This is a genomic window from Massilia sp. Bi118 (assembly GCF_918697865.1).
Lineage (GTDB): Bacteria > Pseudomonadota > Gammaproteobacteria > Burkholderiales > Burkholderiaceae_D > Telluria.
On record NZ_CAKKMV010000007.1, the window covers coordinates 45530 to 62713 of the forward strand.

13 protein-coding genes and 1 pseudogene are annotated in these 17184 nt (G+C 65.1%); 3 read left to right on the top strand and 11 right to left on the bottom strand.

Features of this window, described 5'->3' with window-relative positions; translation table 11 throughout:
- Nucleotide 1: 1 nt before the first annotated feature.
- A complete protein-coding gene (locus LQV39_RS11890; RefSeq protein ID WP_230025698.1) occupies nucleotides 2–1075 on the bottom strand; it encodes a porin in 1074 nt (357 codons plus the stop codon).
- Nucleotides 1076–1103: 28 nt separating this feature from the next.
- Complete coding sequence (locus LQV39_RS11895) at nucleotides 1104–2411, bottom strand: hypothetical protein (RefSeq protein ID WP_230025700.1); 1308 nt, start codon at nucleotides 2409–2411, stop codon at nucleotides 1104–1106.
- A gap of 111 nt (nucleotides 2412–2522) precedes the next feature.
- Between LQV39_RS11895 and LQV39_RS11900 the strand changes: the two genes are divergently transcribed.
- On the top strand, nucleotides 2523–3434 hold the full coding sequence (locus LQV39_RS11900; protein ID WP_230025702.1) for a LysR family transcriptional regulator: 912 nt from the start codon (nucleotides 2523–2525) through the stop codon (nucleotides 3432–3434).
- Complete coding sequence (locus LQV39_RS11905) at nucleotides 3435–4637, top strand: cation:dicarboxylate symporter family transporter (RefSeq protein ID WP_230025704.1); 1203 nt, start codon at nucleotides 3435–3437, stop codon at nucleotides 4635–4637.
- Between the two features lies 1 nt (nucleotide 4638).
- Here LQV39_RS11905 and LQV39_RS11910 read toward each other — a convergent pair whose 3' ends face one another.
- The 6 genes and pseudogenes from LQV39_RS11910 to LQV39_RS11930 all read right to left on the bottom strand — a co-directional run bounded on the left by LQV39_RS11910 (nucleotide 4639) and on the right by LQV39_RS11930 (nucleotide 11375).
- Nucleotides 4639–5520, bottom strand: coding sequence for an SAM-dependent methyltransferase (locus LQV39_RS11910; protein ID WP_230025706.1), 882 nt, complete (start codon nucleotides 5518–5520; stop codon nucleotides 4639–4641).
- Complete coding sequence (locus tag LQV39_RS11915; RefSeq protein WP_230025708.1) at nucleotides 5517–6944, bottom strand: FAD-binding oxidoreductase; 1428 nt, start codon at nucleotides 6942–6944, stop codon at nucleotides 5517–5519. Before LQV39_RS11915 ends, LQV39_RS11910 begins: the two co-directional genes overlap by 4 nt.
- Before the next feature lie 113 nt (nucleotides 6945–7057).
- Nucleotides 7058–7363 (bottom strand): annotated as a pseudogene (locus LQV39_RS26485) (GNAT family N-acetyltransferase); the annotation flags it as partial.
- Nucleotides 7364–7418: 55 nt separating this feature from the next.
- Nucleotides 7419–7640 carry a hypothetical protein gene (locus LQV39_RS11920; protein ID WP_230025710.1) on the bottom strand — a complete coding sequence of 74 codons (222 nt, stop codon included), beginning with the start codon at nucleotides 7638–7640 and terminating at the stop codon, nucleotides 7419–7421.
- A gap of 52 nt (nucleotides 7641–7692) precedes the next feature.
- A protein-coding gene (locus LQV39_RS11925; RefSeq protein ID WP_230025712.1) for an IS3 family transposase occupies nucleotides 7693–8837 on the bottom strand; the annotation gives its coding sequence in 2 pieces (ribosomal slippage) (nucleotides 7693–8579 and nucleotides 8579–8837; 1146 coding nt in all).
- Between the two features lie 159 nt (nucleotides 8838–8996).
- Entirely contained in the window at nucleotides 8997–11375 is a 2379-nt protein-coding gene (locus tag LQV39_RS11930; RefSeq protein ID WP_290368581.1) for a TonB-dependent siderophore receptor, read from the bottom strand.
- A 482-nt stretch (nucleotides 11376–11857) separates the two neighbouring features.
- On the opposite strand from LQV39_RS11930, the gene LQV39_RS11935 reads away from it, so the two are divergent.
- Complete coding sequence (locus LQV39_RS11935) at nucleotides 11858–12118, top strand: hypothetical protein (RefSeq protein ID WP_230025714.1); 261 nt, start codon at nucleotides 11858–11860, stop codon at nucleotides 12116–12118.
- Here the strand turns inward: LQV39_RS11935 and LQV39_RS11940 are convergent.
- Genes LQV39_RS11940 through LQV39_RS11950 form a run of 3 tightly spaced genes read right to left on the bottom strand, consistent with a single transcriptional unit; the run spans nucleotide 12111 to nucleotide 17130 of the window.
- Entirely contained in the window at nucleotides 12111–12764 is a 654-nt protein-coding gene (locus LQV39_RS11940) for a hypothetical protein (protein ID WP_230025716.1), read from the bottom strand. The two genes, LQV39_RS11935 and LQV39_RS11940, sit on opposite strands and share 8 nt — an antisense overlap.
- 21 nt (nucleotides 12765–12785) lie before the next feature.
- Nucleotides 12786–13856: an AI-2E family transporter gene (locus LQV39_RS11945; protein ID WP_230025718.1), complete on the bottom strand. Its 1071-nt coding sequence runs from the start codon at nucleotides 13854–13856 to the stop codon at nucleotides 12786–12788.
- Nucleotides 13857–13860: 4 nt separating this feature from the next.
- The gene (locus LQV39_RS11950) at nucleotides 13861–17130 is read right to left on the bottom strand and encodes an EAL domain-containing protein (protein ID WP_230025720.1); all 3270 of its coding nucleotides are present in this window, start codon (nucleotides 17128–17130) and stop codon (nucleotides 13861–13863) included.
- Between the last annotated feature and the right edge of the window lie 54 nt (nucleotides 17131–17184).

A 17184-nucleotide genomic window follows, 5' to 3' on the forward strand; every position in this document is an offset into this window, starting at 1 on the left:
CTCAGAAGGTGTGCATGATGCCGGCCGCCATGCCGCGCTGGCGGGTCTGGTTCAGCTTGGCCGATCCGCCGGTGGCGAAGCCGCCTTTCAGTTTCGTGCGGTCGACTTCGGCGTAGAGGGTGGTCCGCTTCGACAGCATGTAGGTGATGCCGGTGATGAGCATGTCCTTGCGCGCATCGCCGATCGCCGCCGCCGCACTTGCCTTGGTGTTGTAGGCCTTGTTGCGGTACCAGGCGGCGGTCAGGTCGAAGCGCTGGGTGAACTGGTAGCTGCCGCCGAACCAGTCCCAGGCCGAGGTGGTGTCGCGGGCGCCGCCCGTTTCCTGGGTTTGCTTGACATGTCCGATCGCCAGCGCCAGGGCGCCGAAATCGTAGGCGGCGCCGAAGGCCACATGCGTGTAGTCGCGGTAGTTCGGCGCGCTGCCGGTGCCGGCGTTCTGCTTGGCGACCGAATAGCTGGCGCCTGCCTTCAGGCCGCCGTGCGCATAGTTGGCGCCCACGGCCTTGGTGGTGCCGTAGTCGGCGTCGCCGGCGACTTCGCCAAGCGCCCATTCGGCGCGCGCGGTCCAGTCGCCGAAGCGGCCGGTGTATTGCACGTCGTTGTCCTTGCGGACGCCGTTGGTGGAGGACAGGACGTAAGTGATGCTCGGGTAGCGGAACTTGAACGGGTCGAAGGCGAGAATGGTGCGGTAGGCCACCGTGTAGTTGCGGCCGGCGTCGAGGGCGCCCCATGCGCCCGACATGCCGACGTGCGCTTCGCGCTGGAAGATCACGTTGTTGGTGTTGTTCAGGGCGCCGGTGCCGGAATTGAAGCCCATCTCCAGCACGTAGTTGACCTTGTTGCCGCCGCCGATTTCCTCGCTGCCGCGGAAGCCCAGGCGATTCGAGCGGAAGGTGCCGTTCGAGCTCATGGTCGTGTCGCTGTTGCCCTCGGGGTCGACGTTGGTTTCGTGGCGCAGGCCGCCATCGATCGAACCGTAGATGGTGACGGCGCTGCTGCCGGCGCCTTTTTCAGACTGCGCATGGGCGTGCAGGGACAGGGCGGCCAGGGCGGCCGCCAGCAAAGTGTGTTTCATGGATGTCTCCGGGTTGTGGTTATAAGTTTTAAGGTGCGCGTGGGGCGACGCGCGTGAACAGCGGTTTGGGCTGGTAATCGGTATCGAAGTGGCAGCCGCCGCCGAAGCGCGCAGCTTCGGCGGCGCAGGCCTTGGCGACATCGTCGGCCTGCGGCTTTGCGCCGGATGCGATCCACGCCATCATGCTGTCGAACAGCCCGGCATATTCGGCGTCCGCCAGTTTGGCGTGCGTGTGCTCGCGGGTGAAGGTCTGCAGCAGCTTGTCTTCGTGCCCGGCGGCGGCCACCCTGGCGCGGTATTCCGCTTCGTATTCGACCAGCGCGGTAGGGTCGTCGATCGCGTGCATGGTCATGACCGGCACCTCGACCTTGCCGGTGAGGTCGGATTCTTCCGCCAGGCGCGCCACCGCGGCGGGATCGGCGTCGAAGCGCTGCACGTTGCCGTTCAGGGCGGCGTCGTCGTCGGCACTCTTGTAGCGCACGTGGCGGTTATCGAAGGGATTGCCGCCGACCTGCCGGACCAGGTCGCGGAAGGTGAAGGTGGCCCAGTTCAGGTGGGATTGCAGGGCGCGTTCCGGCACCGGAATCACGGCGAGGATGTTGGCCAGCCGCCGCTGCTGTTCCGGGCTGCGCTGCGCCGGCGGGCTTTTGAGGCCCAGGCATTCGTCGGCGCGTCGTTCCAGTTCCCTGGCGCTCATCTTTGAACCAGGCGGTAGTCCCATCCACAGCGGATACTGGGTTTCATCGGGACGCGGATGGTTCTTGCAGTAGTACTGGTAGACGGCGCGCAGGTCGGCGCGGTGCAGGTAGTTGAGCGTGCCGCCGGCGAGCATGCCGCTGGTGAGGACCACGCCGTCGTAATTGCGCTTGCCGTCCGGCGCGCGCTGATACAGCTCGATGGCCTTGGCGGCGACATTGCCGCCCCAGGACTGGCCATGCAGGATGGTATGCGCGGGCTGGCCGAAGCGTGCGTTGAACAGCTTGCGCAGATTGTCGGTATCTTCGGCCGCCAGCAGCACGCCGTAGCCGGGGCGGCGGTAGGCCGAGCCGGCCCAGGCAAAGCCCTGTCGCACCGTGACGGCGAAGCGTTCCAGGTCTTCCGTATTGTCGTCGTTGGTCGCATGCGACAGGCGCGGTCCGCCATGCGCGTGCACCACCAGCGTCCTGTTCCATTGCAGCGGAACGGCGATCAGGTAGTTGGCGCCGTTGGCGTCGCTGCCGCGGTAGCAGCGCGCGATCTCGTCCAGCCCCGCGGGACAGTTGCCGAGGGTTTGGGCGCCGGCGGGCAGGGCGGCCAGGCTCAATGCAAGGGCGGCGGCACGTTGAAGGAGGGGCATCGTCGTCTCGAAGCTCGTTGTTATTTGCGTACGAAGATGCTACCGAGAAGCTTCTTCAATGTAAAATATCTCGAAACAGTCGTTTCAATACTTAAAAAATATAGAGACCGCATGGAACTGAGACACCTGCGCTATTTCGTCGTCGTCGCCGAAGAAGGCCATTTCACGCGGGCGGCCGAACGCCTGGGCATGCAGCAGCCGCCCTTGAGCCAGCAGATCCGGGCGCTCGAGCAGGAGCTGGGCTTCGAGCTGTTCCGCCGCCACCCGAAAGGCGCGACGCTCACCGCGGGCGGCGAGGCCTTCCTGCTGGAGGCGCGCGCCATCCTCGACAATGTGGACGCGGCCGTGGTGCGCGCGGCGCGCGCCAGCAGCGGCACGGTGGGGCGCCTGTCGGTCGGACTCACCAGTAGTGCGGCCGCCCACCGCTTCATTCCGCAAGTGATGCGCGCCTATCGCGATGCGTGGCCGCAGGTCGAGCTGGAATTCCGCGAGGGGAATGCGGCCGAGCTGACCGATGCGCTGGTGCAGAACCAGCTGGACGTGGCCTTCCTGCGGCGGCCCGTCAGCCAGCCCGAGGGCTTGACCTTCGAATCCCTGCTCGAAGAAGAACTGCTGCTGGTGCTGCCGGTCGGCCATCCAGCGCTGCCCCGCAAGCCTGGCCGCGGTCTGCCGGCGGTGCCCTTGTCGGCCTTGCGCGACGAGCGCTTCATCCTGGTGCGGCGCAGCGGGGCGCCCGGCATGTACGCGAACCTGGTCGAAGCCTGCGTGCAGGCCGGCTTCGTGCCGAACGTGGCGATCGAGGTAGAGCGCATGCTCACGAATATCAGCCTGGTCGCCGCCGGCGCCGGCGTTTCCGCGGTGCCTGCGTCCATGCAGGGCTTCCATGCCGAGAACGTCGTGTATTGCACGATCAAGGATGCGCCGCCGGCGCTCTCCGCACCCCTGACGCTGGCCTGGCGCGAGGAAGGGCAACGGCCCACGCTGCGCCATTTCATCGAGCTTGCACGCAAAGGGCAGGCATAGGTGAAGGGCTTCCTGCCGCTGGCAATACCGGTCGCCGCGGGCCTGGGTTTGGGCTTGTTTGCGCCCGCGCTCGCGGTGCAGATGCAGCCCCTGGCCCAGGCCTTCATCCACCTGCTGGGCTGGCTCACCTATCCGCTGATTTTTTGCATGCTGGTGTCCAGCGCCTCCACGCTCGGCCGCCATCGCGAACTGGGACGCATCGGCGCGCTGGCCTTTGCGTACTTTGCGCTGCTGTCCCTGTTGTCGATGCTGTCCGGCCTCGCTGCCGGCTGGGCGCTCGAACCTGGCGTGGGGGCGGTGCTCGCCGCCGGACCCCTGCCGGCCACGGCACCGCCGCCGGCGGCCCCGGCCTCCATGCTGGGCTGGCTGGACAGGCTGCCCTCACTCAAGGCGAACAACCTGCTCCTGCTGGCGGCGGCCTTGCCCATTGGCCTGCTGCTCGGCCGTTTTCCGGACGCACGCGTGCTGGCGCTGGCCGAACGTTGCCGCCTCCGCCTGTTCGGCGCCATCAAGCTCCTGCTGATGCTGGCGCCGCTGGCCGCCTTCGGCGCCATGGCGGCCGCGGTGGGGCGCCACGGCCTGGCGCCGCTGCTGCCGCTGCTGAAGTTCATTGCCGCCATCAACCTGGCAAGCGCCCTGTTCGTGCTTGTCGTCCTGGGCGGGGCGGCCTGGTTTGCGGGCATGTCCCTGCTGCGCTTCATCGCCTACATCAGGGCCGAACTCTATCTCGTCTTTTTCACGAGTTCATCCCTGGCCGGCCTCGTGCCCCTGAGCGAAAAACTCGAAGGCCTGGGCTGCCCGCGCGCGGTCACGGACGTGGTGCTGCCGTTCTCGTATTCACTGAACCTGGCCGGCACCTATCTCTACATCGCGATGGGCCTGGTGTTCCTTACCCAGGCTGCGCAGGTGCGGCTGGGCTGGCACGAACTGGCGTGGATGCTTGGCGTGGCGCTCATCAGCAGCAAGGGCGCCGTCGGCGTGGCGGGATCGGGTGTGGCGACGCTGGCGGCCACCGTCGCGCTGCTGCATGTCGTGCCGCCGGAGACGATGGCCATCCTGTTTGCCATCGACAGGACAATGAAGTGCCGCCTGCTGACGAACGTGATCGGACACGGCGTCGCCTGCGTCGTGGTCGCCGCGAGCGACAAGCGCCTGAATCGCCAGGCGCTGGCGCGCGCGCTGTCGGCGACACGGCCGGTTTGAATCAAGTCGGCCTTGGCTGTGCCTTTGACGCCAGCGCAATGTACTCGCCTTCGATCGGCCTGGTTGCAAGCTGCGAGCCGTTCACCAGATCGCCGCTCGCATTCAGCTTCTCCAGCACGAAGCCGGCGCCGGCCAGGAAGCCCGCCAGCCCGGCGCGCGCCATCCCCGACATGAAGGGCTCGCCGCGCCAGCGCAGCCACCAGTCGATCAGGCGGCTGCGTTGGCGGAAGCCGGGCCGGCCATCCGCGAGCGGCTCGAACCAGGTAAAGGCCACCTGGCTGTGCGGCGCAGCCGCGGCTATTTGCGCGAACAGCGCGCGCACCGCGGCCAGCGGCATGTACATCAGCAGTCCTTCCGCCACGAACAGGGTAGGCGCCTCTGCCCGGAAGTCCGGATGCGCCTTCAGCATCGTCCCCAGCGCCTGCTGCGCCAGGTCGGCGGCGATGAAGCCGATGCCACCGTCGCCGGCCGCTGCGCGCTTTGCAGCCTGCGTGGCCGGGTGATCGATCTCGATGCAGCACAGGTCCGGCCGGGCCGCCTTCAACTCCATGCACAAGGTGTCGAAGCCGGCGCCGAGCACGATCACCTGCGTGCAGCCCGCGGCCAGCGCGGCCTCTGCATGCCGGCGCAGGATCTGCTTGCGCAGTGCGAAGTGCAGGCAGATGCCAGGCAGCGTGGCGCCTTCGAGCAGAAGGCACAGGCGCCGGAACCAGGCCTTGCGCAGCAGGCCGGCCAGGCGCGGATGCGCGCTACGCAGCAGCGGTGCGCCGCAGCGCAGGGCCTCACGAGGCAGCGCATGCGCGGGCAGGGAGAAGTGCGCGCCCGCCAGCTGCAAGCCGCCGGCCACGATCAATGCCGTGTTGCTCGGCTTCGCCGGCTTCATGCCGCCAGCTCCGCAGGCGCATTGGCGAACAGCGCGGCATAGTGCCGGTACCAGTTGCTCTGGAAGCGTTCGTGCGGATCGTAGCGGCGCTTGGCGTCGAGGAAGTCCGCGAAGCGTGGATAGCAGGCCTTGACCTGGGCCGCGTTGGCGGCGCGCGCATAGGTGAGATAAAAGCTGCCCTCGCGCGCAATCGCCAGGTCGATCAGGCGGCGGAAGGCGCGATGCGTCGCCTCGATGCCGTCCGCCGTGTGCGGCGTGTGCAGGTTGAAGATCACGCAGGCGTAGTCCTCGCGCGCCCACGGCAGGAAGCTTTCCGTGTCGCGTTCGATCAGGCGGACGGTCCCGTAGATCAGGTCGACGCCATGCTGCCTGAAGTCGGCGGCGGCCGCGCGCATGAAGCCGGCCAGGCGCTCGCGCGGCACATACAGTTCGCCGATCACCTCCGAGCCGCAATGGCCCAGCGCGCGGTCGATCTCGCCGTGGTAGCCGTCCAGGTAGGTGCTCTGCTGCAGGCGGTCGCTCCGGTAGTGCTGGCCGTTCGTCGCCAGGTAGTGGCGCGCGTAGCATTCGAAGGCCCTGGTCTTGTCGGTGTGCGCAAGCAGCAGCAGGTCGCGCCAGTCCTGTTCGGACAGCTCCTTCGCCGCAGCGTCCGGTGCGATGGTGTCGCCGACCGGCACATAGCACGAGAACACGCCGCGCTGCATGAAGTCGGCGCTGTCCGGGTCGATGGCGAACTGGAAGTCGCCGAAGGCATAGCCGGCCGCGATGCGTGCTTCGAAGGCGGGCATCAGTTCGTCCAGTTCGAGCAGCATCACGTCGCGCCGCATGGTCCGGCGCGGCGCCAGGCGCAAGGTCACGCTGGCGATGACGCCGAACAGGCCGTAGCCGCCGATCGCCAGCGAGAAGAGCTCGGGATTGCTGGTGCGGCTGCAGGTCTGCACGCGGCCATGCGCGTCGACCAAAGTAAAAGCTTCGACGTCGTCGATGAAGGGACGCATCTGCAGGCCGCGTCCGTGGATGTTCGCGGACAGGCAGCCGCCCAGGGACAGCCGGTCCGCGCCGGTCTGCTTCTGGCGGATGCTCCAGCGCTGGCCGCCCTCCGGCGTCGGTGCGGCTTCCAGGTAATCGATCAGCTCCGGCCACTCGATGCCGGCTTCGGCCTCGACCAGGCCGGCGGCCGCATCGAAGGCCAACACGCGGCGCATGTGGCGCATGTCGAGCAGGACGGCATCGCTGGCGAATTGCTGGCTGCCCATCGCATGCCGTCCGCCGCAGATCGCCACCGGCAAACCGCGCTGCGCTGCATCTGCGATGATGGCGAGGATCTCGGTCAGGCTGCGCGGCTGGTGGATGGCCGCGACCCGTGTCGCGTTCAGCGCGGAATGGATGTCGTTGACGAGCGGGGAGGGGTGAGGTGAGTGCATGGCGCATCTCCGGCGTTGGAAATGCGGCCATTATTGGCAGGCTTGTTTGTGAGCGTTAGCGCTTTCGGGCGGGCGGCGCGTGGTGGCACTTCCGGTATCGTAATTCGGGCTTCCTATGCCGCCCACCATTGTTTGAACGGTGATATGCGGATGGCTTGCCAATGGTTCGAACTCGTCGATGAAAGCGAAGCCGTGCTTGGGATAGAAGGCAGCGGCCCTTTTGTTGTCTGGAGAGACGTCCAAAAGATGCGGCCATGCCCTGTCTGCAGAGCTCGGGATTTGACTGCTTCGACCAAACTGGATGCAATGCCTGAGCCGCGCATTTCCGGCTCAACCCACATGCCAATCAAGTTGTAGCGACCCGTTTGACTGACTCCGCCGCCTATCATTCCAACTGGTTTGTTATCGGCGAACGCCCAGCAAAACCAGCAGGCAAGCGCAAAGCACGAGTTTCCCTAGCTGCATGGAGGTGCGTTACCGATGCTGTCCGGCCGAAGTGTAATCGACCCGCGTAGCCTCGTTATACGTCGCTATCCCAACCAGTAGAAGCAGCAGGATAGCGATACCCAAACCGGCGATCCGGTTCGGCGTCCCGGTGATCCAGGCGCGCAGGCGGCCGCCGGGTTTGGTGAACAGATAGACTGCACTGAATCCAACTGCAGCAATGATGATTCCAGGGACGAAGAACGAAAGCATAGCGTTTGCGTAGCGGAGCCTTGGCCTTCCCCCATCGTCACGGACACTTCCGTTAGGCGTATTTTAAATTTTCAAACTGTACCGGGCTGATATAGCCGATAGTGGAATGACGCCGGCGTGGATTGTAGAACCTTTCGATGTAGTCGAACACATCCGCCCGTAAGTCATCCCTGGTCCGGTAGTGCTTTTTGCTCAGGCGCTCGGTCTTCAGCGTAGAGAAGAAGCTTTCCATTGCAGCGTTGTCCCAGCAGTTACCGCGACGGCTCATGCTGCAAACGATGCCGTGGGATTCGAGTAGCCGCTGAAAGTTTTCGCTCGTGTATTGCGCTCCCTGGTCTGAATGATGCAGCACGGCACGAGGACGGCCACGACGGAAAATGGCCATCAATAAGGCATCCATCACCAGCTGCGCCGTCATCGTTGGCTGCATCGACCAGCCCACCACACGCCGTGAGTACAGGTCGAGGACGACAGCAACGAATAGCCAGCCTTCGCCGGTCCAAACGTAGGTAAAGTCCGCTGCCCACTTCTGATTCGGTCCTGTCGCTTCAAACTGCCGGCCCAGTAGATTCGGCGCGATGGCGTGGACAGGGGAGTCAAGCTGTCCTGGTGCTCGGCGTCGCTTATGACGGGCCTTGATGCCGGCTACCTTCATAAGTCGCGCCACGCGGTTCTCGCTGCAGGAAAAACCAGCGTCGATAAGGTCTCGCACTACGCGCGGCGAACCATATGTGCCATCGCTGGCTTCGTGGCTGTGCTTGATTGCGTTGAGAAGCTGGGCATTCTCACGTTCATGGGCACTTACGGGCCGACCAAGCCAATCGTAAAAACCACTGCTCGAGACGCCGAGTAGACGGCACATCGTTCGCGTTGGCCAGATGTTTCGATATTTGGCGATGAAGCCGTACTTCACTTGAGGTCGGCTGCGAAGTAGCCGAGCGCCTTTTTTAATATGTCGCGCTCCGTCTTGACCTTCGCCAGTTCGCGTCGCATACGCTCATACTCCTGGGGCGATACCTTCTCGTGTCCGACTGCGCCGTCTGCATCGACGTTGGCATCCCTGCACCACCGCCCCAGCAAATTGGCGCCGATCCCAAGGTCGCGAGCTATCGCCGCCTTGCTTGCGCCAGGCTGGCCTACCAGCTTGACTGCTTCGCGCTTGAACTCTTCTGAAAATACCCGTCTTTCACGTACCATGTAATACCTCCGATAGGGACATCATACCTATCGAAAGTGTCCGTCGTGGTGGGGGAAGGCCACCTGAAAGGGGAAGGCGGGATAGCGCAGTCAACACTATCCCGCCTGCGCGGGTGTGAACTTGGGTCCCCGCCTGCGCGGGGACGACGGTGTCATCGCTTAGAACTTGTGCGACACGCGCGCAAAATACGCCGCGCCATTCAGGCCGAACTGCACGCTCTCGTACTTGAAGCCGTTGTCCGTCTCGTCCGGATTCTGCGCCGTCGGATGCACGTTGAAGATGTTCGTGCCGCCCACGGTCAGCTTGGTTTTATCCGTGAAGGACCAGGTGACGGAGAGGTCGGCCGAGGTCTTGGCTTCGTAGTGCTGGTTCGGCACCGGCGAACCCGAGAAGGTGCCCAGGGTCTGCGGACCGTAATGCACGATGCGGAAGTCGGTTTCCAGCTTGCCCAGGGTGTAGTCGAAGTCCAGCGTGGCCTTGCGGCGCGGGCCGCCCTGTTCGATGAACAGGCGCTCGCGCTCGGACAGCAGCACGTCTTCGAAGCCGGCCAGCGCGGCCGGGGCATGCACGCCGGTGACTTCGGTGCGGCCGAAGTTCATGGCCAGGTAGGTGGCCAGCTTGCCGCCGCCGATGTCCATGCGGTGCGAAGCGGTCAGGTCCAGGCCCTGGGTGCGGGTGTCGATCGAGTTGACGAAGAACTGCGCCTGGCCCACGCCCAGCGCCGCCAGGGTGCTGCCGAGGGCCGGGTAGTTGTCGGCGTCGAAGCGGCCCGACAGCACGATACGGCCGTCGATGTCGATGCGGTACAGGTCGGCCGTCACCGAGACGGCTTTGCTCGGGGTCCAGGTCAGGCCCAGGGTGTAGCTCTTCGACTTCTCTTCCTTCAGTTGCGGAATGCCGGCCGCGTTGGCGACCTTGCCGCCGTTCGGCGCCAGCACCACGTCCATCGGTACGCCGCTGATGAAGTCGGTGAAAGTGGAGGAGAAGAAGACCTGCTGCAGCGACGGCGCGCGGAAGCCGGTGCTGGCGGAGCCGCGCAGCAGGACCTCGTTGCTGGCCTTGAAGGAGCCGGCCAGCTTGCCGGTGGTGGTCGAGCCGAAGTCCGAGTAGCGTTCGTGGCGCAGGGCGGCCTGCAGCTTGGTGCGCTCGGTCAGGTCGGCTTCGAAGTCGAGGTAGGCCGCGCTGCTGTGGCGGTTGCGGTCGGCGGCGTCGCCCGGCTGGAAGCCCGGGAAGCCCTGGCTGCCGGCATTGCCGCCAACGCCCACGCCGTCGACGTCGTTGTACGAACCCGGCTCGCCGGCGAAGATCTTGTAGTTCTCGGCGCGGTATTCGAAGCCGAAGGCCGCATTCAGGCCGCCCAGGACCTCGGGGTAGTAGCGGCTGAAGTCGGCGTTGGTGGTCAGCTGGCGGAAGGAGAAGCCGCCGGCGTCGAATTGCGAGGGGCTGATGCCTTTCGGGTCGAGGTTCGCGATCGAGGCGTTCAGCGTGTGCGCGATGGTGTAGCGCATGCGGTTGTAGCCGTAGGTCTGCGAGAAGTCGCCGGCCCACTCGCCGAGGCGGGTGCGGTAGCCGATGATGCCGTAGCGGTCGTCGATGTCGCCGTTGATGTAGGGGACGAAGCCCTCCGGGTACATGGCGGCCGAGTTACGCGAGGGGATGTCGTCGGAGCCGACGCCACCGCGCGCCCAGGCGGCCGAGGAGGCGTCGCGGGACTGCGCGCCGGCCGTCAGGTAGAGCTTGCCCGGACCGGCCGGGAATTCGCCGTTCACGTAGACGGTCTGGTTCTTGACCTTGGTATCGCCGATCGTGCGCGGGTTGTCGGGTTCGGCGCGGTTCGAGCGGCCGCGGTCCTGGTATTCGCCGGTGATGCCGAGCACGCCGTCCGCCATTGCGACACCGCAGTAGGCCGAGGCCAGCCAGTTCTTGCCGTCGTGTTTCGAGTACTCGCCGAAGCCGGCGATCGATTCGCAGCCCAGGCTCTTCTTCAGTTCGACGTTGATCACGCCGGCGATGGCGTCGGAGCCGTATTGCGCGGCGGCGCCGTCGCGCAGCACCTGCACGTCCTTGATGGCCAGCAGCGGCAACGCGTTCATGTCGGTGCCGGTGTTGCCGCGGTTGCGCGCGCCGAACAGGTTCACCAGGGCCGTGGTGTGACGGCGCTTGCCGTTCACCAGCACCAGGGTCTGGTCGGAGCCCAGGCCGCGCAGGGCGGCCGAGTCGACCAGGTCGGCGCCGTCGGCGCCCGTCTGGCGGGTCGAGTTGAACGAGGGCGAGATGTTCGTCAGGGTCTGCGCCAGGTCGAACTGGCCGCCTTGCTCGGCCGCCTTGGTCAGCGGGATGTAGTCGACCGGGACCGGGGTGTCGGTGGACGAGGTGTTGCCGACGCGGCGCGAGCCGACGATGTTCACGCTCTGGATGCTGCTGTCGGCGGCGGCGGGCGCCGTGGTCTGCGCCATGGCGCCGGACGGGAAGGCGGCGAGGGCGGCGCTGCCGTACAGGGCGAGCAGAAGGGATTGACGGATCGCGGTGGGTTTCAAGTGTTGGCTCCTGGGTAAATATTGCATTTACGTGAATTTACCAGTTGGCAACCTTGAGCAAGAAGTTAAACGTCTCATAACTACAACATTACTAACCATAATCAGTATTCATACGTAGAACGGTCGACGCGTTCGTTGCCGGGCGTCTCGCACCCGCAGGATTCGACCACTGCGCCCACCTGCGCTCCGCCTTCCTGCTGCTGCGTTCGCGGCCCTTCCTCGAAGCCTGCATCGCGATGCGCGACGGCCTGCAGGCACTGGCCGGCAAGCTGGGCAAACCCGACCTTTACCACGAGACCGTAACGGTGGCTTTCATGGCGCTGGTGGCGGAACGTGGGCTGAAGGGGGCTGGGACGGCTTCATCGCCCGGAACCCGGAACTGAGCCAGCGTGGCCTGCTGGACAGCTGGTATTCGAAAGCGCTGCTGGCGTCCGGCGCCGCGCGCAAGACCTTCGCCATGCCGGATCTGATTGGAGGGCGCCATGGCTGACAAGCTGACAGTGGAGCGGGTCCAGACCGGCCTGCGCATCGAGAAGCGGATGCTGAAGGTGCTCAAGGGCCTGGCGGAGTACCACGACATGAGCCTGGGCGACCTGGTCGAGGGGATCGTTCTGCATGCATTCGAGGGGAAAAGCGCGTTCGGCGATGAAAGCCTGGCGCGGATCCAGGATTTGAAGCGGATTTACGGGATGGAGTTGGAAGCGAAGGATGCGCACCGTTTGCAGGAAGCGTCTTCTAGCTGACGGCGAGATCCAGTTCGAAAAGCGGCGTGCCAAACTTGTTCTTGACCGCCAGGACGTGATCATTGAGCTCAATGTCTTTGAACTGGTGCGTGTACATCAAGGCATCGGGCAAGGTTCTCAGAATTTCCTGTGAAAAGATGCACTGCCCATCACGTTCAACTTCCAGAACCAGGTAAAACCAGGACAGGTCGAGTTTGCATGTCAGCCGGCATTTGAGTCCGGCTGAACGAAACAATGTCGTCGAGTGGACCCACTGGTTTTTATAGCCGCCAGCCCTGAACGATGCGATAGCCTCTTCAACGATTTCGAAAGACAGATGCTGGTCCCGACTGCACTTGCGCAAGCCGGCTTCCAGCAAGCCGATAAAATAGTCGGGCAGATCGTCCCTTGCCGTTCTTTCGTACTCCGCCATGTCGAATGGCACTTCGACTGAAAGAGACCTTGCCGTATTCTTGAAAGTCGCCTCGGACGCGACGCTCTTGCAGATGACGCAAATCCGGTTAAAACCGTCGCCTTGCACATGGCGCGCGGCCAGGTATCGTTGCACATACTGGCAAATGAACCCGGTTTGGTTTCGGAACGAAAACGCCGCTTCCGACTTGAACTCTCCAAGATCGGGGTACAGAAAAATGCCGGTCAATCGCATGGATGAATCTGCCTGGTGCGTTTATTCCTGATGAAATTCCTCAGCCGAAGCAAACAAATCCCAAGCCGCAATGAACAAAGCCGCAATCACCGGCCCAATCACAAAGCCATTCAAGCCGAACAGCGCCATGCCGCCAATGGTCGACAGCAGCACTACATAATCCGGCATCTTGGTGTCCTTGCCCACCAGCAGAGGGCGCAGCAGATTGTCGACCAGGCCGATCACGAACACGCCGAAGGCGATCAGCACCACGCCCTGCCAGACCGAGCCCGTGACCAGGAACCAGATCGCCACCGGCGCCCATACGATGGCCGCGCCCACCGCCGGCAGCAGCGACAGGAAGGCCATCACCACCGCCCACAGCAGCGGCGCCTGCACGTGCAGGATCCAGAAGATCAGGCCGCCCAGTGCGCCCTGGGCGATCGCCACCAGCACATTGCCTTTCACGGTGGCGCGGATCACGGTGGTGAAATTGCTGAACAGGCGCTTCTTGTAATTCATGCTCAGCGGCACCGCGGTCTTGATGCGGCCCGCCAGCGAATGGCCGTCGCGCAGCAGGAAGAACAGCAGGTAGAGCATGATGGTCAGGCTGACCAGGAAGTCGAAGGTGTTGCTGGCGAAGTTGAGCGCATACCTGGCCGCGACCTGGCTGACCTGGGACGCGATGCTGGTGAGCTTGGCCTGCAGCGAGGCGATGCTGGTGAGGTCGAAGCGTTCCAGCAGACTGACCAGCCAGCCCGGCAGCGCGTTCAGGATCTGGCTGAAGTAGCGGCCGAAGTCGATGTGACCCGACTTCATCATGTCGTAGACCCCGACCGCCTGCTGCACCAGCGAGGCGCTGATCAGGGCCACCGGGATGATCACCATTACCACGATGGACAGCAAGGTCAGCAGGGCCGCGACGTTGTGCTTCTGGTCGGTGGCGCGCAGCAGGCGCCGGTGCAGCGGAATGAACAGGATCGCCAGCACGATGCCCCAGAACACGGCGCCGGAATAAGGGGTCAGGATCCAGAAGAAGCCGATCGTGACGATCGTCAGGAGGAAGAGGAAAACTTTTTGCTGGAGAGTGTATTGGCTGGCAGGTGGGTTCATGAGCTTATGATAACGCCAACTGCCGCTCGATGTAGTCCTCGAAGGCGTCGCGCGACAGCGCCTTCGAGTAGTACCAGCCCTGGATGTAATCGCAGCCGAAGGCCGCCAGCGCGTCGCGCTGGGCGCCGTTCTCGACGCCTTCGGCGATCACTTCGATGCCGAGGCGGTGCGCGAGCCCGATGATCGCTTCCGTCAGCGCCTTGTCACTGCCATCTTCGGCCAGGTGCTTGATGAAGGATTTGTCGATCTTCAGGTAGTCGACGTCGAAGTGCTTCAGGTAGGCCAGCGAGGAGAAACCGGTGCCGAAGTCGTCAATCGAGACCTTGGCGCCGGCCCCGTGCAGCGCGCCCAGGCAGCGCGAGACCTGGTCGGCGTCGCTCACCAGCACGCCTTCGGTGATCTCCACGGTGATGCTGCTGCTGGGCGCGCTCGCGTGCAGGATGCGGTCCAGCCAGGGCAGGCGGCCCTGGCGCTCGAACTGCATCGGCGAGATGTTCACGCTCAGTTCGATCGTGCAGTCGTACTTCTGGCGCCAGCGTTCGATGCTGGCGATGGCTTCGCTCAGCACCCACTCGCCGATATCGTCGATCAGGCCGCTTTCCTCGGCCAGCGGGATGAAGCTGGCCGGGCTGATCGGGCCCAGCTCGGGATGGTCCCAGCGCAGCAGGGTCTCGGCCTTGCACAGGCGCCCGGTGGAGGCCTCGACGATGGGCTGGTAGAACACCTGCAGCTGCCTGTGCGACAGCGCCGTACGCAGATCGTGGCTCAATCTGAGCTTGAGGGACGCCTGCTGCTGCAAGGCCGCCGTGAAGTACTGGAAATGGCCGCGCCCGGCGCGCTTGGCCAGGTACATCGCGTCCTCGGCATGGGCCAGCAGGGCGGTGGCATCGGCCGCGTCCTCGGGATACAGGCTGATGCCGATGCTGGCGGACGGATAGGCCAGTTCGTCGGCGGCCAGGCGCAGCGGCGCGCCCACAGCCTCGATCAGGGCCCCGGCGATGGTCTCCAGGTGCAGGCCCTGCTCGCCTTCGCCGATGGCAATCCCGAACAGGCCGCCACCCAGGCGCGCGACGGTGGCCTCGGCCGGGACGCAGCCCGCCATGCGCCGGGTCAGCTCGACCAGGGCTTCGTCGCCGCGCGCGTAGCCGTAGCTGTCGTTGATGTCCTTGAAGCGGTCGATGTCGAGCAGCAGCACGCCCAGCCGGCGGCCGGCGCCCTGGGCCTTCTTCATGTCCTGCTGCAGGCGGTCGAGGAACAGGCGGCGGTTCGGCAGCCCGGTCAGCGGGTCGAAGTTGGTCTGGCGCCAGATCACCTCGTCCTTCTGCTTCTGCTCGCTGATGTCCTGGAACTGGATCACGTGGCGGTAGACCCTGCCGTCCGGATGGCGGATCACGCGGATGTTGACGAATTTGGCGGTAAAGCGGCCGTCCTTGTTGCGGTCCTGGATTTCGCCCTGCCAGTGGTCGTGGTCCGCCAGCGCCTGCTGCAGGGCCATATAGAAGCCGCGGTCGTGCATGCTGGAGTCGAATAGCTGGGGCGGCTGGCCGCTCACCTCGTCCAGCGTATAGCCGGTCTGCGCCGTGAAAGCCGGGTTGGCGTCGACGATGCGGTTGGCCTCGTCGGTCACCACCACGGCTTCCGAGCTGGTCCGGTAGATCAGGTTTGCCATCCGCATCGATTCTTCGAGGTCGCGGCGGTGGGTCACGTCCTGCACGGTGCCGCTCAACACGGTGCGGCCCTCGACCTTGATCGCATTGCACAGCACCCGTACCCATTTGCGCGCACCGGCCAGGGTCAGGATCTGGCCCTCCAGGTCGAAGGATTCGCCATGGACCATGGCGGCATGCATGGCGTGCTCGGCCTCGTCGCGGTCTTCGCCAAGGAAGCAGGCCAGGCAGGCGTCCACGTTCGGCGCTTGGGTGGGCGAGAAGCCATAGATGCGCAGCACCTCGTCGGTCCACTCGAGACGGCCGCTGGCGCAGTCCATTTCCCAGGCGCCGATCTGGGCCAGGGCGCTCATGTCCGCCAGCATCCGCGCCTGCTGGCGGATCGTGCGTTCATGTTCGATGCGCTGGGTCAGGTCGCGCCCGACGCCCAGCACGCCCAGCGCCTTGCCGTCCGGCCCGGGAATGCGGGTCTTGATGGCCTCGAACACGCGCGCCTTATTGCCGCCCGGCGCCGTCAGGCGCTGTTCGTGGGCCAGCGGCGTGCCGGTCCTGAGCGCCTCAAGGTCGGTCTCGTGCATGTGCTCGGCCTCGAGCGGACCGAAGAAATCGGCGTCGTGCTTGCCGACGATCTCGCCGCGCGTACGGCCCAGCAATTCCTCGAAGCGCGTGTTGCAGGCCAGGTAGACGCCGTCGGGATCCTTCAGCCAGATCGCGTCGGGACTGCTTTCGACCAGGGTGCGCAGTTGCGCCTTTTCGCGTTCGAGCTCGGCGGTGCGTACGCGGACCGCCTTGCGCACCGAGCGCAGCCAGACCGCCAGCAGCAGGACCAGCGTGCCCAGCACCAGCAGGGCCTCCAGCAGCCGCTCGGTGTAGCGGAAGAAGGGCAGGGGCCGGCCCATCCACTTGTCGCGCAGCTCGCTGAGCTCGGCGGGTGTGATCCGCGCCATGCCTGCCTCGACCATGGACAGGGTGGCGCTGTCGCCCTTGCGTACCGCGCGCCGCAGGTCGTTGCGGGTGACCTCGAAAGCCTTCAGGTACTGGCGCTGCAGGCCGAGCCGGTACAGGCGGTACTCGGCCGAGTACTGGTCCATGCACAGCAGCTTGACCGACTGCCTGGCCGCGGCGTCGACCAGCGCCTGGTAGCTCGGATAGATGCGCACGCCGGAGATGCCCGCACGCCGCAGCTCGTCGGCGCAGGCGTCGGCGGCCTGCACGCCCACTTCGAAGCCCTTCAGGTTGGCGAGGTCATGGATGCCGCGCAGCGAGGCATCGGCATACACGACGGTGGCCACGGTGTCGTAGGGTTCGGAGAAATCGAGGGTGGCGGTGCGCTCCCGGGTGCGGAAGATCGGGTCGATCACGTCGGCCCGCCCGCCGGCCAGCATGGTCTGGACCTCGGACCAGTTGACGGCGATGAGCTCCGCCTGGCGCCCGGTTTTCTTTTCCCACAAGCGCCACAGGTCGACCGTATAGCCTTCCAGCTTGCCGTCCGGGTTACGGTAGACGTAGGGCGGATAATTTTCGTCCATGACGACGCGCAGCGGCGCCGCCCACGCCAGCAGCGGAGCGCACAGGAAGACGAGCATCAGCATATGCACGACTTGCATCGACGAATTCTCCCAATGGGCGGTCGTGATCAAGATAGCATGAAGTATGCGGGG